This is a genomic window from Flagellimonas okinawensis, from assembly GCF_029194005.1.
GTDB classification, from domain to species: Bacteria; Bacteroidota; Bacteroidia; order Flavobacteriales; family Flavobacteriaceae; genus Flagellimonas; species Flagellimonas okinawensis.
The window spans coordinates 1,129,660-1,153,732 of sequence record NZ_JARFVA010000001.1 but is presented as its reverse complement, the minus strand read 5'-3'; the positions used below and the strand labels follow the sequence as shown (position 1 = coordinate 1,153,732).

Sequence of the window (24,073 nt, the reverse complement as noted above, 5' to 3'; positions counted from 1 at the left end):
GTGCAACTTAATACTCCAGCCTCTTCCTGTTCAAAAGGACTTTGGCATAGTCCCGTGCCATTTTATCCCCAAATTCTTGATAGGCACGTTGGGCCCATTCCAATGCAAGGTCGGTTTCACCCTTCACTTCGTAGGCAACTGCGACATTATGTGCCGCCCTACCTGCAGATTTTCCACGATTGTTCGCTACTTGGGTCCACATATTTATTGCATTGTCCCAATTGGCCACTTCACTGCTTCGCCAACCTGCGGCAAATTGGTTTTTATCCCTTCCCTTTCCTTTTTTGTACATGTCCCTTCTCACCCGGTAATAACTGGTAAAAAAGCGATTGGTGTAATCCATTCCAGCGGCATATGCCGTCTCGGGGAGTGCGGATAGGGGAGCTGCCCCGCTAAAAAGGTCAAAGTCCATGAAATAGGTTTGTTGATATTGATCCATGATCGTTTTTGTTTGTGGATCGTACAATCTCCAGAAGCTTCTAACATTGACTCGGGCACGTCTCGGGAACCGTGTATTGGTTCTTCCTGTTTCCAGTACTGAGGTAACTTGGTTTACTGCATTGGCAATTACAAAATCGGAATTGGAGTCAAAGTTTTCCAAGACCAAAAGCACATCTGCATTGGCGGATTCACAGATTTCATTCACTTTGTCCCAGCTAAGGGTTTCCGGCATTTTTCTGGTGCCTGTACCATAAATACGGACTGTTGGCGGTATCACAGCTTTAAGGTGATTGCTGTTCTGTAAACCATCAAAAATTCCTTTTACGGCCTCATCGGAGGCCAGCTTGTCCGAGCCAGCTATTTCGCCGGTGGCAATGGATTCCAATGTTTTATTGCTTTTATCCTCTTCTTTGGTCAAGGATCGGTTGACAACCGCTATTTTTCCTATTTCTTGTGGCAGAACGAGTTCAGGTTCTTGTGGGTAATCCAGGTAAACAAATCCTGAACTGGCACAGGAAACTAAACTTATGGCGCAAATGGAAATCAGTAAAAGGTTAAAGTTTTTCATCGTTGTAAGGTTTTGGGAGAGCATAGAATACAACATCCGTGCCAATGCCTATCCAAATGGATGGTTCCGTATGTTTCAACGTAGGATCAGAGCTTTTATTTTCAGTAGTTTATAGCTTTGGTGCAAAGATTCATGAGTTGACCGAAATTTTATTATTTGTTTGATTGGGTTTGGGTGATGGCATATAAATCGATTTCATTTTAATCGGTAAACTTGATTATAATTCATAGCTGATTAAGTTCTATGCAACCTTCGAAATTTGTAGATTTACTTAAATCATTTTTCTGTAATAAATGGATACAACCTTTCCGCTGACCGCTGGTTTAATTGCCTCGATTTTACATGTTATTGCAGGCCCGGACCATTTGGCGGCGGTTGCTCCTTTTGCTATTGAATCTAAGCGAAGGGCTTGGAAAATTGGGCTTTTTTGGGGAATTGGTCATTTAGTGGGAATGATTGCTATCGGTTTGCTCTTTGCCATTTTTAAAGAGGTGATTCCCGTAGAGGAAATTTCATTGTACAGTGAGCAACTGGTCGGTGTGGTGTTGGTAGGAATCGGTTGTTGGGCTTTGTTTCGAATTTTCCAGAAAAGAAAAAAGCACAAACATTTACACCTACATACAGAAAATCAACCGGTCATACACTCTCATGAACACCGCCATGATGGTTCTGGTTCGCACCATCATGTACACAACGAAAAAATCAAACAGAATAATTTAGCATCTTTTTCCATCGGTATTTTGCATGGTCTGGCAGGTGTTTCCCATTTTTTGTTGTTCCTGCCCGTTTTGGGTTTTGAAACCCAATCAGACTCTATTGCCTATATCATTGGTTTTGGAGCGGGTATATTGGTGGCCATGATAACATTTGCCTTTGTGATAGGCAAGGTCTCGGCCTTAGCAAAAAATGGTCACAGCGATATGTTTTTTAATGGTATCCGAATGGCAGGTGGACTTTTTGCCATTATCATAGGTGTTTACTGGATTTTTAGTTTTTAGCAGATTCTCGGTAACTGTTCTCCCAATAAAGGTGTTACCATACGTTTGCCTCCAATTACACTGTGCATTACTACTTTTTTGGGATGTTCTGAGGTAAATTCACCGATACAGGCTGCCCGCGGACTTTTCTCATGTTTTTTCATCAATGCAACTGCGGCCTCGGCGATTTCACCATCGACAATGGTGATAAAAATACCTTCGTTTGCCACAAAAAGTGGGTCCAAGCCCAAAATTTCACAGGCTGCCGCTACTTGGTCATCCAAGGGTATATCTGTCTCTTTGAGCGAAATGCCCAAATTGGTATCGTCGGCCAGTTCCGACAGTACACTTGCCACACCACCTCGCGTGGGGTCACGGAACAGATGGATCTTATTCCCGAATACATCCAAAAGGTCGTTCACCAAAAAGTTAAGATTGGTGGTGTCACTTTCTATTGTGGACTCAAATTCCAAACCATCTCTTTGGGACATGATCGCCATACCATGTTGGGCAACAGGTCCGCTTATTATTATTTTATCGCTAGATTTTATTTTGTCGGGTGAGATGTGGGCATTAGGATGAACTTTCCCAAAACCTGTTGTGTTTATAAAAATTTTATCGCCCTTGCCACGTTCAACCACCTTGGTGTCTCCGGTTATGATCTGGACACCAGCTTTATCGGCCGTCTCTTTTATGGAATGTACAATGGTTTTAAATTCTTCCATGGGCAGTCCTTCTTCCACTATAAATGCCAGTGATAGAAATTTGGGAACCGCGCCACACATGGCTACGTCGTTTACCGTTCCATTTACGGCCAATTCCCCGATGTTGCCTCCTTTGAAAAATATGGGGGATACCACAAAGCTATCTGTGGAAATGGCCATTTCACCATCTACTTTTATAATGGAACCATCGTGTTTTTTATTGAGGTAAGGGTTGTTGAAAGTCTCAAAAATGATACTGTCCAACAAATTTCGTGTCATCAATCCTCCGCTGCCATGTCCCAAATTAATGGCTTCGTATCCAAGGTCTTTATTGCTCATGGTTAAGACGTAATTAGGTTATTAGAAAAATGATAGTACGCTGCACAGGCACCCTCGGAAGATACCATTGGAGCTCCCAAAGGGTTAGAAGGTGTGCAGGATTTTCCAAATTGTTTGCACTGGTGCGGTTTTTTGATCCCCTTTAAAATTTGACCCGCAATACAAGCGGAATTTTCGGGGGTTACAATCGACTGTATTCCAAACTTTGTTTCTGCATCAAATGCAGCGAATTCTTTTTTTAAGCGATATCCACTCTCGGGTATTGTTCCAATGCCGCGCCATTCCCGATCAGCTATCTCGAAGACGGTTCGCATCATTTTCTTGGCCTCCAGGTTTCCTTCTTCCTTTACTACCCGTGCATATTGGTTTTCCAATTTGTAGATGCCTTGTTCCAGTTGTAATACGGCCATATAAATTCCCTGTGCAAGATCTAATGGTTCAAATCCGGTGATCACAATGGGTATGTTGTATTTTTCTACCAATGGGTAATATTCCTTCATGCCCATTATGGCACAAACATGTCCTGCACCTAAAAATGCATCAATCGTACATAGCTCGTCATCCAAAATTCCTTCCATGGCCGGGGGCACCAAAACATGGGATACCAAAATGGAATAGTTTTTTAGGTTCTCTTTTTTAGCGTGCAGTACGGAAAGGGCATTTGCAGGTGCAGTGGTTTCAAAACCAACAGCAAAGAAGACCACTTCTTTATCGGGGTTTTGTTTGGCAATGTTTACCGCTTCCAGAGGGGAATAAAGTATACGGAGATCTCCGCCATTCGCTTTTGCTTCCAACAAACTTTTTTTGCTGCCCGGCACTCGAACCATATCACCAAATGAGCAAACAATAACCCCGTTTTCCAAAAGTTCAATGGCCTTGTCTATTAAATTTAGAGGAGTAACGCATACGGGGCAGCCAGGTCCGTGTATCATTCGGACATTATCCGGTAGCAGGTTGATAATGCCATTTTTCACCAAACCATGGGTCTGTCCGCCACATATTTCCATGATGTTCCATGTTTTTGTGGCTGTTTTGGCAATCAGGTCCAAATATTTTTTGGTGGCCTCGAGGTTTCTATATTCGCTCAAATACTTCATTGTTCAATTTTTTATATGCAGATGGTACATCAACTGGCCAAAAGAAATGTTCTCGTCGTTAGGACTTAAGTTACGATTAAAATATAGCTTGTATTCACTTCCGGATAACTCTTTGATCATATCCACTAAAATGGTATTTTGAAATACACCTCCGCTCAGGGCGATTTCTTTTACGTTTGCATGTTGTGCACTTTTGATGATGATATTCGCCAGCGTGTATAGAAAGTTAATGATGACATCACACTTTTCGGCCCCATTGGAAAAATCGCTGTACAGATTTTGGAACAGTTCCTTAGTGGAAACATTGCCATTGATTATTTCGGGTGCGTAGCTTTTGCATTTTGACAGATCATAACCATCTATTTTGTTTTCCATTAAAATGGCAGCCTCCCCTTCGTAGGTATTATGGTCGCAAAGGTTCAGGAGTGAAGCAACAGCATCAAAAAGTCGTCCTACCGATGAGGTTTTCAAAGTTTCTTTTTTCTTTAGATGGTTGTAAACGGCAATTTCCTCATCGGTGAATTTTTGTTTTATTTCTTCCTTCATTGTGCTTGTTGCCAATGAGAAAAAGGATAACCTTGGTTCTTTGGCCATTTTGTCTCCCGCTAACCAATCGTAATAATCAAAATGTCCTGTACGTGCTATTTTTCCCTTTTGATAAACGAAAAATTCACCGCCCCAAATTTGGGAATCGTCCCCGTAGCCTGTTCCGTCCCAAACCACACCAAGAATTCTGGAATTCCCATTGAAGAGCCCATGCTCTCCAAGTACCGAGGCAAAGTGTGCTTTATGGTGTTGTATTTGATGGATTTCCAAATGAAGTTCCCTGGCAATCTCTAAACCATGTCGGGTACTGTTATAGCCCTGGTGTTTGTCAACCAAAACTACCTCGGGTGTTTCCTCAAACAGATCAATGAACTTTTGCACGGTCTGCGTATAGCGCTCGAACACATCAAAATGGTCCAAGTTTCCCAAATACTGACTGATGTAGAGATAATCATTGGGGAAAAAGGCAACTGTACTTTTTAAATGTCCGCCCATTGCAATGATTTTCTTATCCGTTTTTACTACCGCATCAAAGTTGGGACTCAATCCCCTGGATCTTCGAAAGATTATTTTTTCGCTGTATCGATTGCTGAACTTTAACACAGAGTCGTCCTGTGGATTGGCAATTTTTAGATTATGGTCCAGAAAATAATCCGCTACTTCGCACAGCTCACTGTGAGCCGTGTTTTCATAACTGATGATGGGCGATGCGTGTATGTTTCCGCTGGTAGCCACGATGGGTATTTCCAGTTCCGTAGCCAACAAATGTAGAATTCCGGAGTAGGGGAGCATTACTCCAAGTTGGTTGAGCCTGGGAGCAAGTTCTTCCAATGCCAGTTGCCCCTTAAAGTCTTTTTTTTGAATAATGACAATGGGACTTTCTGGAGATGTCAGGGTTTCTTCTTGGACCGAATTTATTTTCAAATGTTGTTTCAACAGATGTAAGGAAGGATATAAAATGGCGAAGGGTTTTGTAGGTCTATTTTTTCTTTCCCTTAGTTTTTTGATGGCCTCTGCATTATTGGCATCACAACATAAGAGATAACCGCTCGTGTTTTTGATGGCCAAAATGTTACCTTCTTTGATGAGGTCTGCAGTTTTTTCGATCAAATAATCGGCATTGATTATGGTACCATCGGATGTGGACATTCGAAGTTGTATCCCACATTCAGGGCAAGTGTTTGTTTGGGAGTGGAATCGCCTATCTGTTGGAGTACCATACTCATTGCTGCAAGTTTCGCACATTGGAAAGGATACCATATGGGTGTGGTCCCGCTCAAATGGAAAAGTATTGGTGATTGCCCATCTTGGGCCACAGTTTACACAGGTGGTAAAAGGGTAATGGTAACGCCTGTTGTGTTTATCGGTTATCTCTGTTTTGCAATCATCACAAATAGCAAAATCGGGCGTCAATTGTAAGTTTAGTTTTCCTGATTTTTGAGATGGGGAAATAGTAAATTCTTTAAACGCCGTAAAATTGGATGGACCAATATCATGTTCCAAAATTTTTGATGCCACCGGTGGATTTTTGATCAACGCGTCATAAAAGGATTGGATGGCATCAGGGTTACCGGTGAGGTGGATTATCACGCCATTTTCGTTGTTGGAAACGGTTCCGGTCAAATTATGGGCATTTGCCAGTTTGAACACTTGAGGGCGAAAACCAACTCCCTGAACACGGCCGGTAATTTGTATTTTGAAAGTTTTTTGCACGTTATTTGAGTTGTTCGTGCAAGGTTTCAGAAAGAGATAATATTTGCTCGATAGTTTCTGGAATGGCTTCTTTTACAGCTGGGGCCAATTGTGTGGTCATTGGTATCACCTGCTCTATCGATATGGTGTAAAGATAAAGGTCCGGAGTGCTTTCCATAAGGTAGACTGCCTCGATCATATCTTTGAGCCCAACATCGTGTACGCTAAGTGCCGAAGGAAAATCGCTGGCAAATTTTGGCCGAATTGAAGAAATCGTGCCTTCTTCCTTACCATCCATGGTGGCATCGACAAAAATGATTTTCTTGTAGCTTTCAAAGCAATTAAGGAGCAAGAAGCCTCCTGTACCACCATCCAAAATGTCAACATGGGGGGGCAACTGCATTTTATCCATTTCCTGAATCAAATGTACGCCAACACCTTCATCTCCCATAAGATAGTTGCCCACCCCTAAAACCAAAATACTCCGCGACTTATCCTTTTCAAAGTAAAAGGCATCACTGCTTATAGCAATAGGTTTTTTGTCCAAATCTGATTTGGTCTTTGTTGATTGTGTCATTTTTCGGTTATTAATCTATGATCTCCAACTCCTCTTCATCAACCGGAGCTTCGAGTTCCTCTTCTTCAATTTTTTTGAGGCGTTCTTCACAAACGAATTTATATCCACCGAACATGGAAGAAACTTCACCTCTTCCCTCTAGCCAATCATGATAGAAGACCAAGTATACATGAATCAAAGTAAACAGTATAAAAAGCCATGTGGTCGCATGGTGAATGGTTCTCACAATAAAATCCCCGCCCATAAACGGTACCACCCAACTAAACAATTTTGGAAGCCACCAACTGGATGTTGCCGAGTAAAGGCCAAAACCGGTAAACACTTGAACCAAGGCCAAAAGGAACAGAACAACATAGGAGAAAGCGGCCACACTGTTATGACCAATGCTGATATCCTTTATGTCTGGCCGTTTCTCATTGGCAAGGAAAACATCTACCTTGATCACATGCAAAAAGTTGTGCCACATTTTTTTGCTGAACGGCCAAAATGCCCGCCAACTGGAAAACCGGTTGCCAACAAAAGACCAGTAGACCCTTAGAATCATGTTAAAAAAGAAAACATAGGCCGTTGCAAAGTGAATGAATCGAACTGTACCGAACCAATATACATCACTGGCCTCCGCATTGGACATGATCGCAGGTGGATTCGCAATAATAAAACCAGTGACCGCCAATACGGTAATCGATAATGCATTGATCCAATGGAAAAACCTGACTGGTAGTTCCCAAACATAAACCCGTTTAAAACTTCGTGCTTTCATGTTTTTTTATTTTCTATATTTCGCAGCTCGATACATTTTGCACTTGGGAAATATGCTTGCCATGTTCATCGTACAAATGAACTGCACACGCTATACATGGATCAAATGAATGTATGGTCCTAATGATTTCCAATGGTAGCTCGGGGTCGGCAACAGGAGTGCCCAACAGGGTGGATTCATATGCCGAACGTTGTCCTTTGGGATCTCGTGGAGATGCATTCCAGGTCGATGGAACAACCAACTGGTAATTTTCCGTTTTTCCGTCTTTGATTTGTATCCAATGACCTAGGGCTCCACGTGGTGCCTCTGCAAAACCAACTCCTTTGGATTCCGCAGGCCATAATTCAGGTTCCCATTTGGCCATATTGGCCATGCGGGTATCTCCATTTTTGATGTTTTGTAATAAGGTATCGTAAAATTCCATGGTCCAATTGGCGACCAATTGTGTTTCTATACCTCTGGCCGCTGTTCTTCCCAATGTGGAGAACAATGCCTCTACAGGAACATCTAAATGACCTAAAGCACCATTTACGGCATCTTGTATTTCTTTGTTGCCGCGCGCATAGCCGACCAATAACCGTGCTAGCGGTCCAACTTCCATGGGTTTGCCCCTCCATCTTGGAGTTTTGATAAAGCTATATTTTTGATTGACATCCAATTGGTCATAGGGTGGTTTGGGACCTGAATAATTAATATTGGTCTCACCGTCCCAAGGGTGTTTTCCATGGTCTTTTCCTTCGGAATACTCGTCGTACCATGAATTATTTATGAACTCTGCGATATCATCGTTCCTATGGTCAACATCATAAACTTTAGATAGATCTCTGTCCAAAATAATCCCTTGTGGGAATTTAAAGTTGGAAATATCAGCGTAGCCATTGGTAGGGAAATCACCATAGGACATATAATTGCCGAAACCTTTGCCAATAGAACCCCAATCTTTGTAGAAAGATGCAATGGCCAGCAAGTCTGGAATGTACACTTGTTCCACAAATTTTTTGCCTTCTTCCAGAAGTCGTCCTACATAGGCCAAACGCTCAGCATTTATACCACCGGGACTTTCGGTGTTAATGGCACAGGCCATACCTCCTACCAAGTAGTTGGGGTGTGGGTTCTTACCTCCAAAAATGGTGTGGACCTTTACAATTTCTTTTTGCCACTCTAAAGCTTCAAGATAGTGGGCAACTGCCAAAAGGTTGACTTCTGGGGGAAGTTTCATTTGGGGGTGGCCCCAATAGCCATTTGCAAATATTCCCAGTTGCCCACTTTCCACAAACTTTGTGATTCTTTTTTTGATATCTGAAAAATAGCCGGGCGAACTTTTAGGCCAGCTCGATATACTTTGTGCCAATTTGGAAGTTTCAGCAGGATCTGCCTTTAGTGCATTGACTACATCCACCCAATCCAAGGCGTGCAGGTGATAAAAGTGTACGGTATGGTCGTGCATGTATAGTGCTCCCTCCATAATGTTCCGTACCATTTCAGCATTTGGTGGAACCTCAATTCCCAAAGCATCTTCCACAGATCTTACGGATGTTAGTGCGTGTATGGTGGTACACACCCCACATGCTCGCTGAACAAATGCCCAGACATCCCTGGGATCTCTTCCTTTGACAATGTTTTCCAGACCCCGAACCATGGGGCTAGAGCTATAGGCATCGGTTATTTTACCATCTTTTACCTCAACCTCAATTCTTAAGTGCCCTTCGATCCTGGTAATGGGATCTACTACTATTCTATTTGCCATGATACCTTTATTAAGAATCTAGTTTCTTTTCGTTTTGCTTACCGCGGGTTGTGCGGCTGTTCAGTTCTTTTCTTTTTGAAATATTGGCGGCCACGGCGTGAACTGCCAATCCGCCCGCTACAACACCTGCTGCGACTTTACCAATGGTGTCGGCCGTACTTTCGATTCCGAAACCTGCCAAACCTGTGAGTCTTTCATAGAAAGGGCCGTTGTCCCAAAAGTCCTCTTCGCTGCAGCCAATACAACCATGACCGGATTGTATCGGGTAACTTACCCCATTGTTCCATTTGATGGTACCACAGGAATTATAGGTCATTGGTCCGCGGCAACCTACTTTATATAGGCAGTAGCCGTCTTTTGCATTTTGATCGTCGAAACTTTCTGCAAACAGACCGGCATCGTAATACGGTCTTCGGTAACAGGAATCATGCACTCTTTTTGAATAAAATGCTTTGGGTCTTCCCAGTCCGTCCAATTCAGGTAAGCGTCCAAATGTGATCATGTGAACAATTATTCCTGCCATTACCTCGCCAATGGGAGGGCAGCCAGGGACCCTGATTATAGGTTTGTTCTTTATGATCTTGTGTATGGGTGTCGCCTCTGTTGGGTTGGGATAGGCTGCTTGTACACATCCGTTGGATGCGCAACTTCCCCAGGCAATTATTGCCTTGGCTCCTTCAGCGGCCTCAATCAGTAGGTCTTTTGCCGATCTACCCGCAATACAACAATAATTCCCATCGTCGCCGAGTGGTACGGAACCTTCCACGCAAAGAATGTACTCTCCCTTGTATTTTTCCATTGTTGCATGTTTGGCAGCTTCAGCTTGGTGTCCGGATGCGGCCATCAGTGTCAAGGTATAGTCCAACGAGATTTTGTCCAGAATGATATCCGAAACAATAGGGTGGTCCGATCTAATGAACGATTCACTACAGCAAGTACATTCTTGATAGTGCTCCCAAATAACAGGGATTCTGTACGTGTTTTCCAAGGATTTGGCCACTTGGCCGATCATAGAAGTTTCTAAGCCCATATAAGCAGCGATATAGGTGGCAAACTTCATAAAGTCACGCCTGCTATACCCCTGTTTTATAATGCTTTCGTAATAGGTTTCTTTTACTGATTTTTCTGTTGCCATGGCCCAATTATTTAAACCTAATTATTCGTTTTTAAAGGGTTTAGCACTAAAAGTACCTAATAATCAACGCCTTGGGAATGACAAATGTCATGTTATTGAAAAATGATTTTCGATAATATTGTGTCTTATGTTGCTAATTGTCAACTAGTAAAAAGAAAGTCGTATGCATGAGCTTTCCGTAGCAATGGGAATCGTGAAAATTGCCGAGGATGAAACCAAAAAGGCCAAGGCCAAAAAGGTGACATTGATCGAACTGGAAATTGGCAAGTTGGCCGGAATCGAGTTTGAGTCATTGGATTTTGTTTGGCCGGCAGCGGTGAAAAATACGGTACTTGAGAGTGCGGAAAGAAAAATTGATGTGAAGGATGGATTGGGAAAATGTGCTGACTGTGACTCGGTTTTTGAGATTCATCATTTTTACGATTCCTGCCCTAACTGTGGCAGTAATTTAAAAGGAATTATACAAGGTAAAGAACTAAGGGTGAAGGCCCTCGAGGTAGTTTAAATTTAAAAATATAATTATGTGCGGAACTTGCGGATGTGGCAGTGAAGAAAATGGGCCAAAAATTTTGACCCCTACTATTGGTAAGGAAAACCATGATCACGATCATGGGGGGCATCATACACACGGCCATAGTCATGATCACGATCATACACATGGACACCATCACCACCATCAAAACGGTCACCATCATCATCATCATGATCATTCACACGATCATGACCACCATCATAAAACAGTATTGGAAGTGGAGCGTGACATCTTGCAGCAAAATGAAATCATGGCGGCAAGAAACAGGGGTTACTTTGATGCCAAGGATGTATTTGCCCTTAATTTGGTGAGTTCGCCAGGATCGGGAAAAACCTCACTGTTGGAGCGTACCTTGAAAGATATGAAGGACAAAATACCCTTTTATGTGATCGAGGGTGACCAACAAACCTTAAATGATGCCAATCGGATAGCCGCATTGGATGTGCCTGTGATTCAGATTAATACAGGAAAAGGCTGCCATTTGGAAAGTGATATGATACATGATGCCGTTAAGAAATTGAATATTGCGAACAATTCGGTATTGATGATCGAAAATGTTGGCAATCTCGTATGCCCGTCCATGTTCAACTTGGGGGAACACAAGCGTATCGTAATTGTAAGTACAACCGAGGGCGATGATAAACCGATAAAGTACCCGGATATGTTCCATACTTCGGATATCTGTATTATCAATAAAATTGACCTTGCTCCTTATTTGGATACAAACATTGAAGAGCTCAAAAAGAATGCACTGCAGGTAAATCCGAATCTGGTGTTCTTCGAAGTTTCCGCCACCAAGGGGACCGGAATGGAACAATGGTACGACTGGCTTAAAGAAAACTTGAAACTGATTCCTGAAAATCAATAAAAACAACTAACCATGTGCTTGGCGATACCTGGAAAATTATTGGAGATCACCTCTGCCCTAGATGAGACTTTCCGTATTGGAAAAGTGTCTTTTGGAGGGGTTAAAAAGGATGTTAGCTTGGCCCTTGTGCCAGAGGCAAAAGTAGATGATTATGTAATGGTTCACGTTGGTGCCGCCATAAGCGTGGTGGATGAGGAAGAAGCGAACAAAACGTTTGAGGTGCTATCTCAATTGGGTGAACTGGACGAGTTGAACGAGCAATCGGAATTAGGATAATAACACCTTTATAAAAGTGCCATATTTTGAGCTAAAAAAAGACGATAAAAATTTCCCGCCCGCCTATTTCGCAGATATCGAGGGACTCTTGGCGGTGGGCGGAGGTATGTCCGTTGAGCGATTGATGTTGGCTTACAACAATGGAATTTTCTATTGGCACTATCCACTAAAACATATTAAATGGTGGTCGCCCGACCCTAGAATAGTCATTCGGCTCGATTCTTTTAAAATGCCGGAAGAGTGGAGGGTTGATGATAAAGAATTTAAGGTTACTGCGGACACCGCTTTTGAGGAAGTTCTTCGTGGATGTCAACAGATATACAATGTAGATGGGCAAATGGACAATCGTTGGTTGACCGAGCGCATGCTACGAATATTTTTGGAACTGCACGCCAAGGGACTTGCCCATTCTGTGGAAGTACGGAATAATGGCAAGCTCGTGGGAGGCTTGTTTGGCGTTGCCATTGGTAAATTGTTCTTTGGGGAATATTTGTTCTCTATTGTTCCAGGAGCCGATGAGCTTGCTGTAAGGCATTTGATTCGAAGATTGAAAAATCGTGAATACAGATTGCTCGACATGCAAAAACAAACTTTTTTTCTTCCAGGTATCGAGTACGATGAAATGCCGAGACTGGAATATGTGGACATATGCAAGGATAACGCCTCGAAATACAAGGATGTTCCTTCCGTATTTTAACTAAACAATTACAGCTATGAAACTTTCCTTTGCCGAACAAATACAATATGCCAATGTGCTTTTGCACGAAAACGAAGTTGAAAAGTCCATAGAAAATTATCAAGAAGCATTGTCGATTGCTTCTACCCCGGAACAAAAATTACATTTGAACAATGTTTTGGGCAGGTTGTACCAGAGAACAAAAAATCCGGATAAGGCTATGGTGTCTTTTGAGAATTCCTTGGCCTTGATGGAGACAAATCCCGGTTTGGGAACTTTGGTAGAAAAGGCCTCTATAGTCAATAATGTTGCCGCCATCCTTTCTGAAAAGGATAGTGCACGAGCCATTGACGAATACAAAAAGGCATTGGCCATTTATACCGAAATATTGCAACAGGGAAAGAAGGAATATGAACCCCATTTTGCAAATACACAATTTGCCCTTGCCGAGGTTTATGCACGAAAAAGGGATTATTACTTTGCCAAAAAGTATTATAAGGAGGCTATTAAGGTTTATGAAGGCTTGAATTCCAGGGATTTCCTAAAACTCAGGGCAAGTGCCCATTATCAATTGGGAAATATTTACACAGAAGAGTTCAATTTATTCGATGCCAAAGTACATTATCTCAAGGCACAAAAACTTTTTGAAGGTTTGATAGGAGAGGGGGAGGAAGCCCTCAAACCATATCTGGCCGCCGTTCTCAATAATCTGGCCGTCACATTCAATTCAATGGAGGAGCCGGAGAAGTCTGTACAATTTTATAACGAAGCACTTAAGGCATACCAAGAATTGTCCGATCTAAATTATGCAATCTTTCAACCGTATGTGGCCTCTACTTTTAACAGTATTGGAATTGTGCATTCGGAAATGGGAGATTTTGATAAGGCGATCCAAAATATAATCGAATCTGTTAACCGATATAATGACCTTGCCGATGCAAGGCCAAGTGAATTTACCCATTACCTGGCCACGGGGCTTCATAATTTGGGATTGTTCCATTTTGAACTAAGGGATTTGGAGAGGGCACAAGAATATTTTCGTCAGGCACTTGATATAAGAACAACCTTAGCCAATGAACAACCAGAGGAATTTGACGCCGATTTTTGTGCCACCTCATTGAACTTGGTAGAACTCTATCAGTCCGAGTTGGAAAACAAGGTAGATTTTAGCTTTAAGGAAAGGGCTTTGGAGCTTTTATCAGAGGTTGAATTACGTTTGAAAAAGTATGGTAGCGATTTACCGGTGCTCAAAAACATGAAAAACGATTGTGAGCATTATTTAAATTACTTTAACGACATACAAGAAGAGGATTTATCGCTGCACCATGTGCTAAGGAAGGTGAACCATCTAAAAGATCAAATTGATGAAACAATTTATCCTAGTGAGAAAATAGTATTTCAAAACCAGATAATGGAACTGCTTCAAAAGAGTCTTGAAAAGTATACCAGCAATGATCGTCTAAAACAGGAATTGATGTTGTCCCACGTTAATTTGAGTTGGCTTCACCTAAGATTAAAGGATTTTGGCGCGGCCGAACAAACCTTGTTGAAAGTACCTCAAACGGTAAGGGCACTTCCATCTTTGACCTGTAACTATGCACATTGCTTATTAATACAAGGCGACTTTACAGGTGCGTTACAGCGCTACAAAGAAATCTCTACGATTGTCAATGATCAGAACGAAAGTTATAAGTCGATAATTTTAAAGGATTTTGAGATCTTAAAGAGAGATGGGATAGCTTGCGAAAGTTTTGAAATGGTAGTGGAGCAATTGGATTAAATACCTAAGAACTTTAAAAAGGAACCGCCCAAAAAAGGTTTCTGTTTTTTAAAACAGAGCTACACTTTTTGGACGGCTCCAATCGAATATAAAAAAGGTATCGTTTGTCTATTTCACTAGATGAACAGTAATTGTGTTCCTTCTTGATCGGCCCTACTGTAAAAATCACCGATGGTCAAGATGCCATCCAAATCATCAATAAGGTCTTTTTCTTCTAAGTGGAACATATCCACTGCCAATTTACATGCCCAGAGCTTACATCCGGAGTCGGAAAGGATTTCCAGAAACTCGCCCACTGGGGGCATATCAAGTTTGTCCATTTCTTTTTTCATCATTTTGGAGGCCAATGCTTCAACCCCAGGTAAGCCACCCAACATGGTTGGCATATGCATGGCAGGGTTGCCCACTGTTGCCACGTGTAGGTGCTCCAGTTTCTTCTTTTGAATGGCTTCCAATCCAAAGAACGTAAAGAATATTTCCGACTCAATGCCTTCCATTCGTGCTCCGTTTGCCATTACAAATGCGGCGTACACATTTTCCAGAGTGGCCTTGGAGAGGATAAAAAGCATTTTTTTAACTTTTGTATTGCTCATGTCCGTATTTTTAAATTATTCTCTCAATTAGGTATATCCAGTTCTGTACTCGAGATTAAATACAGCTTTTTGGTTTTGGAATACCAGCAATCATTGTGGCTTTTTTTAATGGTCCTCCTGGGAAAAGTGCATAGAACTCTTTAATGTTCAGCACACCGCTTTTTTTGATTCCCCTAATGGATAATGGATGTTCATTTTTAAACTGATCCTGGATGTAATCAATAACTTCCCAGTGCTTGTCTGTCATTTCAATGCCTTGTTCTTTTGCTATCTCTGTGCCAATTTCTTTGTTCCATTGTGAAAAATCGGTTAGGTATCCTTCTTGGTCCACTGAAATTGTTGCTTGTGCTATTGTCTTGTCCATTTTATTTGTTTTTAGGTGTTATAATTAAGCTTCTGTTTCTTCAAAATGTTTTCCCTTTTCGCTCATGGTCGCGGATACAAAAGGAATGTGGATTCCTTTGATCAACATGTTCCAATAGATCCATCTAAAGGCCATTTTTCCCATGTGGTTTGTTCTACTCTCTTTTAACAGGTTCAATGGTCCAACACCAGGGAAGGGGAATGTTCCTTCAACAGGTTCGTGAGTATAGTTAAAGTCTATCAAAAGGGCTTTACCTCCTCCAGTTTCTATAAAACAGTTGGCATGTCCATCGAATTCTTCTTTTAACGGTTCCCCATTAATGTACCTTAGAATGTTATCGGTCAATATTTCGGCCTCAAAGTGTGCCACGGAACCAGCTTTGGAGGCAGGTAGATTTGTGGCGTCGCCTATTGCAAAAATATTTTCATGTTCCTCGGTTTGTAGGGTTGCCTTGTTGGTGGGAACAAAGTTGAGGTCATCTCCCATTCCCGATCTTTCTATCAATGCATCCCCCATATTTGTTGGTACGGTCACCAAGATATCGTATGGAACTTCGGTTTCTGCATAATCTATGATCTTATTGTTCTCATAATCCACACGTTCAATATTAAAATCGGTCACCTCTTTTATGCCTTTATCGGTTAACAGGTGGTGCAATGCTTGTGTGGCTTTTGGTTTGGTAAAAGCACCGCCCAACGGAGTCACAAAAGTGATATCTACTTTGTCGCGCATTCCTTTGTTCTTAAAATAAGAGTCGGCCAAGAAGGCGAACTCCAAAGGAGCCACGGGGCATTTTATGGGCATTTCGGTAATATGTACTACCAATTTACCGCCTTCCCATTCACGGAATTTGTCACGTAGTGCCTTTGCACCTTCGTAAGTGTAAAAGTCGAACACACTTTTGTGCCATTCAGGACTTTTCATGCCCTCTATTTCTTCCGGAGCTATTTTGGTGCCTGTTGCAATAATCAGAATGTCATATGGAAGTTCTGTACCATTTTCCAATAAAACCTTGTTATCTTCAGGTTGGATCAATTCAATTTTTTCATTAATGTAATTGACTCCTTTTGGAATAAACTTGGCACCTTTTTTCTTTACTTGTTTGGTAGTATAGATGTCAAAGGGAAGGAACAAAAACCCGGGTTGGTAATAATGGGTCTTATATTGGTCCACCACTGTGATTTGCCATTCATTTTTAGGAAGCTTTGATACAAGATGGTTAGACATCATTGTTCCGGCCGTTCCTGCACCTAATATGACTAAATTTTTCATGACTTCTAGATTCTGTGATTTACTGAAGTAAAAGTAGTCAAAGGTATAATCGTCAAATATGACTATTGTCAGTTTTCACCCATTTTCTGTGTAACTTAGGTTACATAAGTAGCTGTAGTATAAGTAAATAGATTGTTGAGGCCCTAGTATTGATACAGCCTGTCGAGATTTATCCAGTATTATGGATAAAGTGTGTCTTTCCGCAAAAAATGGTAAAAAATTACTGAAAAATTTAAGGTGTAAGGGTCACCGTTTTATATTTTGATATGCAGGAGCTTTAACCTACGGTCACATCGAACAAATAACCGACCAAAGCAGTTATTCCCATGGCAATGGTTCCCCAAAAAGTTATGCGGGCAGTTGCTTTTAAGATACTGGACCCACCTGCTTTTGCAGCCATTGCTCCGAGAGAAATAAGAAAGAATATTCCAAACCCGTATAAATAGTATTCCAAATTTTTGAGAGGTAAAAATAATGCAACTGCCAGAGGCAATAGGGCTCCAATGGTAAAGGATGCGCCAGAGGCAAGTGCTGCCTGAATGGGTTTGGCCTGACTTATGTCATTAATTCCAAGTTCGTCCCTAACATGGGCGGCAAGGGCATCTTTCTCGGTAAGTTCCTTGGCCACTAATTGTGCGGTTTCCCTTTTTAGTCCCCTTTCTTGATAAATCTGGGTAAGCATTTCCAGTTCCATCTCGGGCATTTCTTCAAGTTCCTTTTGTTCTCGCTCAATATCCGCTTTTTCCACATCGGTCTGCGAGCTTACTGAAACATATTCCCCTGCTGCCATGGAAAGTGCCCCGGCGACAAGTCCGGCCAAGGTCGCCAAAATAATTGGTTCTTTACTGTCACTGGCAGCTGCCACACCTATGGCAATACTGGTCGTTGAAAGAATGCCGTCGTTTGCGCCAAGGACGGCAGCGCGCAGCCAATTGCTACGGGTGATAAAGTGTGGATCTAAATAACTTTCTAGTGGTGTACCGTTATCCTTCATAATTATGGATTGGAGCTTAAAATAAATTGTTTCAAGATAATAATAATGAAGAACTGAGGAAGTGATTTTTATCAGTCACATACCCATATGGATTGGGAAGAAAATTTTAGTCATAAATAAAAAACCTGTAAATCTAAAATTTACAGGTTTGTTGTTCTAATAGTATTTTAGTGGAGCCGGAGGCACTAGAACCTATCGCTGGAAGCCTTTTATTCATTAGGGTTTAGAACTTTTCAACATTTTATGCTCACCGAATAGGTTACCTGATTCATAATTAATTGAATATCAACAGTGTAAATAATGGTTGTTTTCAGAAGGCTAAACAGGAATTTACCTTTGACCTTAGATGAAGTTAAATTGTCCCATAAAGGAATATGGTACAAATAGTAAACACAACTTACCTTTTAATAACAAAGCAGTGCAAGAAAAATTTGAATAGGAAACTACATCAAAAAATCTCTGAAATTACTACTATTGATTACTTTAACATTTGAGCTATAGGTTTCGGTAAATGATTTTGGAATTTTTACTTTTATTTTTGGGTTCCATTTGAACTCATAGGCAGTTATTTCACCAGAGACTTCCTCTACATAATCTATTTCTTGTTGGTTTTTGGTTCTCCAGAAATAAGGGTTGGCAAATGAATTTTGGTAACTCAATTTCTTAACCCGCTCACTGATAAGAAAATTTTCCCAAAGGTTTCCCAGATCAGTTCTGCTGTTCAATGCATTGAAATTCCCGATTAGGGCATTTCGTACGCCAGTGTCGTAGAAATAGATCTTTTGGTTCGTTTTGATTTCATTCCTTAAGTTCCTGCTAAAACTTGTCAATCTGAAAACCACGTAACCTTTTTCCAATATATCAATGTAATTACTTACTGTGTTTTTATCCACACCCACCAATTGGGACAATTCATTATAACTGACTTCATTTCCTATTTGTAGTGCAAGGGCCCTCAACAATTTTTCTAGGACCTGTGGTTTTCTAATGCCGCCATAGGCCAAAATATCCTTGTAAAGATAACTATTGGTGAGCTCTTTCAATACCTCAATTTCATTACCCAAATTATTGATGACGTCAGGATACATTCCATATAGAATACGTAATTCGAATTGTTGTTCGGATTTTAAATAGCCAATGTCGTTTTCCAATTCTACCCAAGAAATGGGATAAAGACGATATTCCCACTTTCTTCCTGTTAGCGGTTCGCTTGTCTGGTTATTTAATTCAAAGGCGGAAGATCCACTTACCAACAACTGTACATTTTTAAATTGATCGGTAATCAACTTTAATGTGAGTCCTATATTTTCAATTCGTTGTGCTTCATCAATAAATAGGGTAGTATTGCTTCCAATGATCTGTCTCAATTGCTCTGTATTGGGGTCCGTCAATAGGTTTCTTACAGTAGGGTCATCACCGTTTAGAAATAAATATGGCCTACTCTCAAGGATTGAATTGATAAGAGTTGTCTTGCCTACTTGTCTTGGACCTATCAGAATAATTGCCTTACCCTTATCCAATTTATTGGAAATGGTTTCTTCAAGTTGTCTTTTTATCATTTTAGTGAATGTATTCACTAAAAATACGTCTTTTTGGTGAATAAATACACTGAAAGGGAATTTGGAAAAAAATTATACCAGCTACAGTTTATAATTTTCTTTTATGGGACAGCTAGCCTTGGCTTGTGTATAATGGCTGCTTAGCCGGAGATGATACCTTCTTCTGGTAGGGCCACACCGTTAAAAACGGGCGCAATAAATGAAAAGTGGGCGCTTTTTATCATTGTTCAAAACAATATAGGCGCAAGTTATATTAAATAGTAAGTGTAGGACAAAAAAATAGGCGCAAAAGTGATTTTTTGTAAAAAACAGGCGCAATCACGAAGATATTTGAACCTGTGTCATTTGTTTATAGTACTGGAACCTACCTCCGGATACCCTGATAAACAATAGGTTGTAAATGATTGAAGATTTGATGAATCCCAATCTCAAATTTCCACCTTAGTGATGGTGCCAATAAGTAAAGGATAATTGACTTGCTTTGACTTTACTCATTTTTGAATCTGATATTCCCAACTAGATCATGGAAATATTCCGGGCTCCAAATACTTAAAACATCATCATTTTTAATAAATCTGACAACATCTTCCTTGATGTTTTTAAATGATATGGATTCAATATTTCACTATCCATTCGAAGACCGTGGAATAGGAATTGTTGCGTTTGTTTGATGCTTCTGGGATTGACCCTTGGTGTCAACACGATTTTATCGCACAATGCCTTTTCAGGAGAAACCATCAGAGCTGTTTGTTTAGGGGAGTATACTATACTTTTTATTCTGTAGGAGTAATAGGGGTAACTTTAGTTGATTGTAACTAAACCTTCCAACTGGGGTTTTATATGTTTTTGAGGCTTTTAGTTGCCGAACTTATCTCACAAATTCTCTATGGTATTAATTTACAGTAGAATAGTGCAGCTTCCAGTGAAACATAACTGAATCCCCTTAGGTGATTTGCTATTGGAAAATGTTCCGGTGATGGTGGATTCATTTCTGGCCCTTTGAGATACAGTCCCCTTATAATGGATATGAGCTCATTGTTTTTGTTACAACTGTATTGAAGTGGTTACAATTGTACATCAGTAAAGATTTATTTGATGCATTGGACAATGAAGGTCGGGATCACTAGAACCTACCTTTTGAAACTCTTGTAGACTAAGGGTTTTGGGCCTTTGAAATTTTTATGCTAACCTAATTGGTCACTTTACTATAAATTATTTATAAGACACTGTAAAAACAGAAATATATAATTTTATTTCTCGAACAATCATAAGTATGCCGATTCTTGATTAAAAACTCCGATTATTACATAGAATAAAAAGGGGTAAGGCTACACAAAGTGGAAACGCCGGACATAGTATACCACCTTCGCCGGGCCAAAGTGAGCATAGCTGGCCGGTGAAAGTGAGCCACCCGCGCCGGATGAAAGTGAGCCACTTTTGGGCCTGATCTGTCTGTAATGCGCCAAAGGTCTTTTTTTGTGAAAAAGGACCATGGCGAACAAGCAGATAGACATGCGAAAAATAAAACGGATATTCAAGCTCCACACCTCGGGTGTGAGCAAGCGGCGGATAAGCCAGCAGTTGGGCATCTCCCGCAACACGGTGGCCAAGTACATCGATTTCTTCAAGCGCTACCGCCTGACGGCCTATGAGGGGAGAAGATGACCCTGGAGGAACTGCACGGCCTTTTCAAGGCCGACCAAAGGCCAAAGAGCCCAAGACTGGTCGAGCTACAGCGGTACTTTCCCTACTTTGACAAGGAGATAAGAAAGACCGGGGTGACCCGACAGTCGCTCTGGGAGGAATATTATGCCAAGCATCCCGATGGGTTCAGGCTCTCACAGTTCAAGTATTGGTACGCCGAATGGCAAAAGGAGGCCTCCCCCGTTATGCGGATGGAGCACAAGGCCGGCGACAAGCTTTTCATCGATTTTACGGGCAAGAAACTCACCATTGCCGACAGGGACACCGGGGAGCTCAAGGAACTGGAAGTGTTCGTCTGCATATTGGGCAGCAGCCAGTATACCTACGTGGAGGCCGGTGCCAGCCAGAAGCTCGAGGACTTCATCCGCTGCACCGAGAACGCACTATGGTTCTACGGCGGTGTGCCGAGGGCACTGGTGCCCGACAACCTTAAATCGGCCGTTACCAAGAGCAGCCGCTATGAACCAAAGGTCAACGAGGTGTTCGCCGACTTTGCCGAGCACTACGAAACGGCGGTCCTTCCCACGCGCACCTATAGGCCAAGGGACAAGGCCATAGTGGAGAACGCCGTGCGCATCATATACACAAGGGTGTTCGCGCCCTTACGGAACGAGACCTTTCACAGTGTGGCCGATATCAACACCGCGATCCGGGAACTTCTGGAAAAGCACAACGACATGTCCTTCAGGGGAAGGGAATACTCCCGACGTTCACTGTTCCTCGAGGTGGAAAGCCGGGAACTGATGCCCCTGCCCGAAAAACGCTATGAGATAAAACGGTACGCCCAGGCCACCGTGCACAAGAACAGCCATATCTACCTTGGCAGGGACAAGCACTATTACAGCGTACACTACAGGCATATCGGCAAACAGGTAAAGCTCGTCTATACCGACAGTATGGTCGAGGTCTACCATAAACATGAAAGGCTGGCCGTGCACCGAAGGAACAGGAAACGTTACGGCTATACCACTTTGGCCGGGCACATGCCCTCCCACCACCGCTTCGTCAGCGAATGGAGCAGCGAAAGGTTCATTGCCTGGGCCGGAAACATAGGGGAAAGCTGCCAAGGCTACATCATGGCCATATTGGACAAGAAGCAGCATCCCGAACAATCCTATAAATCCTGTCTTGGCGTACTGCACCTTGCCAAGAAATATGGCAGGGACCGTCTTGACAACGCCTGTAGAAGGGCAACGGAATATGGTGCATATAATTACAATATGGTCGAGCGCATCCTAAAAAATGGCTGGGACAAGCTTGATGAGGGCGCCGATGACAATCTGGAAATGCCCGAGCACCAGAACATACGGGGCGGAAAATATTATGAATAAGGACAAATACTTAAATACCACATATGAACGAAAGGACAATACAACAGATGAAGGAGCTCAGGCTCCATGGCATGCACAGGGCATTTGAAACGACCTTGGGACCCAGCGGAACGGACACCGACTATACCAATGACGAGATCATTGCCTACCTCGTACAATGCGAGTGGGACGACCGCCACAACCGCAGGATAGAACGCCTGACCAGATCGGCGCGCTTTAGGTACGCTGCCGTTATGGAGGCGGTGGATTACAGGCCTTCCAGACAATTGGACAAGAACCAGGTACATCGCCTTGGCAACTGCGGTTTTATCAAAAAGAGGGAGAATGTCCTCATTACCGGGAGCACCGGGGTCGGCAAAAGCTATCTGGCCTCCGCTATCGGCCAGCAGGCCTGTTCCATGGGGAAAAAAGTAATGTACTTCAACACGGCCAAGCTCTTTACCATGTTGAAGACCTCAAAAGCGGACGGTTCCTATCCAAAACAGATAGGCAAGCTTGAAAAACAGGACCTACTGATACTTGATGACTTTGGACTAAAGCCACTGGACAACATCAACAGGCATGCGCTCATGGAGATCATCGAGGACCGCCACGGACAGAGATCGACCATTATTGCATCACAATTGCCCGTATCAAAATGGCACGATATCATCGGGGAGAGAACACTGGCCGATGCCATACTCGACCGTCTGGTGCTTACAGCGCACAGAATCGACATAAAAGGTGAATCAATGAGAAGAAAATTGAAAAATAAAAACTAAGTTTAAACCACGGACAGGTCAAATCCAAGCAGTTGATTTACACTGCTCACTTTCATCCGGCGCGGGTGGCTCAGTTTACCCGGCTCATCCACTGATGAATCGGTTTACAGTTATAACCTTGCGTATTCCAAGGATATTCCCAGATATAATTACTTTATAGGACCCGATGGTCATGTAGGACTCGCACGCCCCTTGTATGAAACCTAAAACAAATCCTATCAGGAAAAGGATGCATTGACCCAAGAAAGGGAATCATATCAAAAGATAAGTGAAATACTCCTGACGAAAAACCCAGGACGTTTGGCTGTCCACCGTAAAAAAGGAATGCTTTTTAGACTGGAGCATATGATTTATCAAGGGAAGCAAGTATATTTTGTCTTTCAAATCAGAAACCGGTCCGGAATTGATTTTGAGGTGGATACCTTAGACTTGAATATCATTTCCGGAAGTCAGAAAAAAAGAACCGCCTATCAGGAAAATCCTCTGGGGATTTCCTATGTTTATAACCGTCCAGAGATTGTCAAGAAAGGAAAAATGAATCGGTTTGTTTACGTTGTGCCCAAGTTCGTATTGGGCGACAAAGAACGATTACAGGTGACTTTATATGAGTTAAACGGAAATAGGCTTCTTTCATTGATAAAGCCATGAGCAGGGAGCTTTTGTTTCTGGTGTACGAAGATGATGCGAATGCGCCAACCCGTGTCCTTAAATTTTACAGAATTTTTTAAAAAAGAATACTACGCCTTGTATGGCTTTTTGGGCATGGTCTTGGTTTTGATA

23 protein-coding genes are annotated in these 24,073 nt (G+C 42.1%); 10 read left to right on the top strand and 13 right to left on the bottom strand.

Going from position 1 to position 24,073, the window contains the following annotated elements:
- Window positions 1-7: 7 nt before the first annotated feature.
- On the bottom strand, window positions 8-1,009 hold the full coding sequence (locus tag PY091_RS05565; RefSeq protein WP_275648705.1) for a DUF6340 family protein: 1,002 nt from the start codon (window positions 1,007-1,009) through the stop codon (window positions 8-10).
- A gap of 293 nt (window positions 1,010-1,302) precedes the next feature.
- On the opposite strand from PY091_RS05565, the gene PY091_RS05560 reads away from it, so the two are divergent.
- Window positions 1,303-2,007, top strand: coding sequence for an urease accessory protein UreH domain-containing protein (locus tag PY091_RS05560; protein WP_275648704.1), 705 nt, complete (start codon window positions 1,303-1,305; stop codon window positions 2,005-2,007).
- Here the strand turns inward: PY091_RS05560 and hypE are convergent.
- From hypE to PY091_RS05525, 7 genes are read right to left on the bottom strand one after another with little or no spacing between them, the layout of a single operon-like run.
- Window positions 2,004-3,029, bottom strand: a complete 1,026-nt coding sequence (gene hypE / locus PY091_RS05555; protein WP_275648703.1) for a hydrogenase expression/formation protein HypE — start codon at window positions 3,027-3,029, stop codon at window positions 2,004-2,006. The genes PY091_RS05560 and hypE overlap by 4 nt on opposite strands.
- A gap of 2 nt (window positions 3,030-3,031) precedes the next feature.
- On the bottom strand, window positions 3,032-4,126 hold the full coding sequence (gene hypD, locus PY091_RS05550; RefSeq protein WP_275648702.1) for a hydrogenase formation protein HypD: 1,095 nt from the start codon (window positions 4,124-4,126) through the stop codon (window positions 3,032-3,034).
- Between the two features lie 3 nt (window positions 4,127-4,129).
- On the bottom strand, window positions 4,130-6,385 hold the full coding sequence (hypF, locus tag PY091_RS05545) for a carbamoyltransferase HypF (protein ID WP_275648701.1): 2,256 nt from the start codon (window positions 6,383-6,385) through the stop codon (window positions 4,130-4,132).
- A gap of 1 nt (window position 6,386) precedes the next feature.
- A complete protein-coding gene (locus tag PY091_RS05540) occupies window positions 6,387-6,941 on the bottom strand; it encodes a hydrogenase maturation protease (protein ID WP_275648700.1) in 555 nt (184 codons plus the stop codon).
- Window positions 6,942-6,951: 10 nt separating this feature from the next.
- Complete coding sequence (cybH, locus tag PY091_RS05535; RefSeq protein WP_275648699.1) at window positions 6,952-7,701, bottom strand: Ni/Fe-hydrogenase, b-type cytochrome subunit; 750 nt, start codon at window positions 7,699-7,701, stop codon at window positions 6,952-6,954.
- A gap of 13 nt (window positions 7,702-7,714) precedes the next feature.
- Window positions 7,715-9,448 carry a nickel-dependent hydrogenase large subunit gene (locus PY091_RS05530; RefSeq protein ID WP_275648698.1) on the bottom strand — a complete coding sequence of 578 codons (1,734 nt, stop codon included), beginning with the start codon at window positions 9,446-9,448 and terminating at the stop codon, window positions 7,715-7,717.
- A 10-nt stretch (window positions 9,449-9,458) separates the two neighbouring features.
- Window positions 9,459-10,583: a hydrogenase small subunit gene (locus PY091_RS05525; protein ID WP_275648697.1), complete on the bottom strand. Its 1,125-nt coding sequence runs from the start codon at window positions 10,581-10,583 to the stop codon at window positions 9,459-9,461.
- A 163-nt stretch (window positions 10,584-10,746) separates the two neighbouring features.
- On the opposite strand from PY091_RS05525, the gene hypA reads away from it, so the two are divergent.
- Genes hypA through PY091_RS05500 form a run of 5 tightly spaced genes read left to right on the top strand, consistent with a single transcriptional unit; the run spans window position 10,747 to window position 14,715 of the window.
- On the top strand, window positions 10,747-11,088 hold the full coding sequence (hypA, locus tag PY091_RS05520; protein WP_275648696.1) for a hydrogenase maturation nickel metallochaperone HypA: 342 nt from the start codon (window positions 10,747-10,749) through the stop codon (window positions 11,086-11,088).
- Between the two features lie 16 nt (window positions 11,089-11,104).
- On the top strand, window positions 11,105-11,983 hold the full coding sequence (hypB, locus tag PY091_RS05515; protein WP_275648695.1) for a hydrogenase nickel incorporation protein HypB: 879 nt from the start codon (window positions 11,105-11,107) through the stop codon (window positions 11,981-11,983).
- 12 nt (window positions 11,984-11,995) lie between these two features.
- Window positions 11,996-12,259 carry a HypC/HybG/HupF family hydrogenase formation chaperone gene (locus PY091_RS05510; protein WP_275648694.1) on the top strand — a complete coding sequence of 88 codons (264 nt, stop codon included), beginning with the start codon at window positions 11,996-11,998 and terminating at the stop codon, window positions 12,257-12,259.
- 16 nt (window positions 12,260-12,275) lie between these two features.
- Entirely contained in the window at window positions 12,276-12,956 is a 681-nt protein-coding gene (locus PY091_RS05505) for a leucyl/phenylalanyl-tRNA--protein transferase (RefSeq protein ID WP_275648693.1), read from the top strand.
- 16 nt (window positions 12,957-12,972) lie between these two features.
- On the top strand, window positions 12,973-14,715 hold the full coding sequence (locus tag PY091_RS05500) for a tetratricopeptide repeat protein (RefSeq protein WP_275648692.1): 1,743 nt from the start codon (window positions 12,973-12,975) through the stop codon (window positions 14,713-14,715).
- Window positions 14,716-14,831: 116 nt separating this feature from the next.
- Here the strand turns inward: PY091_RS05500 and PY091_RS05495 are convergent, their stop codons facing one another.
- The 5 genes from PY091_RS05495 to PY091_RS05475 form a co-directional block, all read right to left on the bottom strand.
- The gene (locus PY091_RS05495; RefSeq protein ID WP_275648691.1) at window positions 14,832-15,308 is read right to left on the bottom strand and encodes a DsrE/DsrF/DrsH-like family protein; all 477 of its coding nucleotides are present in this window, start codon (window positions 15,306-15,308) and stop codon (window positions 14,832-14,834) included.
- Window positions 15,309-15,363: 55 nt separating this feature from the next.
- Window positions 15,364-15,672: a TusE/DsrC/DsvC family sulfur relay protein gene (locus tag PY091_RS05490; RefSeq protein WP_275648690.1), complete on the bottom strand. Its 309-nt coding sequence runs from the start codon at window positions 15,670-15,672 to the stop codon at window positions 15,364-15,366.
- 24 nt (window positions 15,673-15,696) lie between these two features.
- Window positions 15,697-16,944 (bottom strand): type III sulfide quinone reductase, selenoprotein subtype, encoded by a 1,248-nt coding sequence (gene sqr, locus PY091_RS05485; RefSeq protein ID WP_275648689.1) that lies wholly within the window; start codon window positions 16,942-16,944, stop codon window positions 15,697-15,699.
- A gap of 277 nt (window positions 16,945-17,221) precedes the next feature.
- Entirely contained in the window at window positions 17,222-17,938 is a 717-nt protein-coding gene (locus PY091_RS05480; RefSeq protein WP_275648688.1) for a VIT1/CCC1 transporter family protein, read from the bottom strand.
- Window positions 17,939-18,381: 443 nt separating this feature from the next.
- A complete protein-coding gene (locus tag PY091_RS05475) occupies window positions 18,382-19,497 on the bottom strand; it encodes an ATP-binding protein (RefSeq protein WP_275648687.1) in 1,116 nt (371 codons plus the stop codon).
- Between the two features lie 1,491 nt (window positions 19,498-20,988).
- Here PY091_RS05475 and PY091_RS05470 point away from each other — a divergent pair.
- The 4 genes from PY091_RS05470 (at window position 20,989) to PY091_RS05455 (ending at window position 23,941) form a co-directional block, all read left to right on the top strand.
- Entirely contained in the window at window positions 20,989-21,162 is a 174-nt protein-coding gene (locus PY091_RS05470) for a helix-turn-helix domain-containing protein (RefSeq protein WP_275648686.1), read from the top strand.
- Window positions 21,159-22,532 (top strand): IS21 family transposase, encoded by a 1,374-nt coding sequence (istA, locus tag PY091_RS05465; RefSeq protein ID WP_275648685.1) that lies wholly within the window; start codon window positions 21,159-21,161, stop codon window positions 22,530-22,532. Before PY091_RS05470 ends, istA begins: the two co-directional genes overlap by 4 nt.
- A gap of 23 nt (window positions 22,533-22,555) precedes the next feature.
- The gene (gene istB, locus PY091_RS05460; RefSeq protein WP_275648684.1) at window positions 22,556-23,293 is read left to right on the top strand and encodes an IS21-like element helper ATPase IstB; all 738 of its coding nucleotides are present in this window, start codon (window positions 22,556-22,558) and stop codon (window positions 23,291-23,293) included.
- A gap of 234 nt (window positions 23,294-23,527) precedes the next feature.
- A complete protein-coding gene (locus tag PY091_RS05455) occupies window positions 23,528-23,941 on the top strand; it encodes a DUF4138 domain-containing protein (RefSeq protein ID WP_289623473.1) in 414 nt (137 codons plus the stop codon).
- The last annotated feature ends 132 nt before the right edge of the window (window positions 23,942-24,073 follow it).

Bases quoted from the DNA above. Each gene is read 5' to 3' on its own strand.
- PY091_RS05565 (WP_275648705.1), bottom strand. From the start codon at position 1,009: ATGAAAAACTTTAACCTTTTACTGATTTCCATTTGCGCCATAAGTTTA.
- PY091_RS05560 (WP_275648704.1), top strand. From the start codon at position 1,303: ATGGATACAACCTTTCCGCTGACCGCTGGTTTAATTGCCTCGATTTTA.
- hypE (WP_275648703.1), bottom strand. From the start codon at position 3,029: ATGAGCAATAAAGACCTTGGATACGAAGCCATTAATTTGGGACATGGC.
- hypD (WP_275648702.1), bottom strand. From the start codon at position 4,126: ATGAAGTATTTGAGCGAATATAGAAACCTCGAGGCCACCAAAAAATAT.
- PY091_RS05540 (WP_275648700.1), bottom strand. From the start codon at position 6,941: ATGACACAATCAACAAAGACCAAATCAGATTTGGACAAAAAACCTATT.
- cybH (WP_275648699.1), bottom strand. From the start codon at position 7,701: ATGAAAGCACGAAGTTTTAAACGGGTTTATGTTTGGGAACTACCAGTC.
- PY091_RS05530 (WP_275648698.1), bottom strand. From the start codon at position 9,448: ATGGCAAATAGAATAGTAGTAGATCCCATTACCAGGATCGAAGGGCAC.
- PY091_RS05525 (WP_275648697.1), bottom strand. From the start codon at position 10,583: ATGGCAACAGAAAAATCAGTAAAAGAAACCTATTACGAAAGCATTATA.
- hypA (WP_275648696.1), top strand. From the start codon at position 10,747: ATGCATGAGCTTTCCGTAGCAATGGGAATCGTGAAAATTGCCGAGGAT.
- hypB (WP_275648695.1), top strand. From the start codon at position 11,105: ATGTGCGGAACTTGCGGATGTGGCAGTGAAGAAAATGGGCCAAAAATT.
- PY091_RS05510 (WP_275648694.1), top strand. From the start codon at position 11,996: ATGTGCTTGGCGATACCTGGAAAATTATTGGAGATCACCTCTGCCCTA.
- PY091_RS05500 (WP_275648692.1), top strand. From the start codon at position 12,973: ATGAAACTTTCCTTTGCCGAACAAATACAATATGCCAATGTGCTTTTG.
- PY091_RS05495 (WP_275648691.1), bottom strand. From the start codon at position 15,308: ATGAGCAATACAAAAGTTAAAAAAATGCTTTTTATCCTCTCCAAGGCC.
- PY091_RS05490 (WP_275648690.1), bottom strand. From the start codon at position 15,672: ATGGACAAGACAATAGCACAAGCAACAATTTCAGTGGACCAAGAAGGA.
- sqr (WP_275648689.1), bottom strand. From the start codon at position 16,944: ATGAAAAATTTAGTCATATTAGGTGCAGGAACGGCCGGAACAATGATG.
- PY091_RS05480 (WP_275648688.1), bottom strand. From the start codon at position 17,938: ATGAAGGATAACGGTACACCACTAGAAAGTTATTTAGATCCACACTTT.
- PY091_RS05475 (WP_275648687.1), bottom strand. From the start codon at position 19,497: ATGATAAAAAGACAACTTGAAGAAACCATTTCCAATAAATTGGATAAG.
- PY091_RS05470 (WP_275648686.1), top strand. From the start codon at position 20,989: ATGGCGAACAAGCAGATAGACATGCGAAAAATAAAACGGATATTCAAG.
- istA (WP_275648685.1), top strand. From the start codon at position 21,159: ATGACCCTGGAGGAACTGCACGGCCTTTTCAAGGCCGACCAAAGGCCA.
- istB (WP_275648684.1), top strand. From the start codon at position 22,556: ATGAACGAAAGGACAATACAACAGATGAAGGAGCTCAGGCTCCATGGC.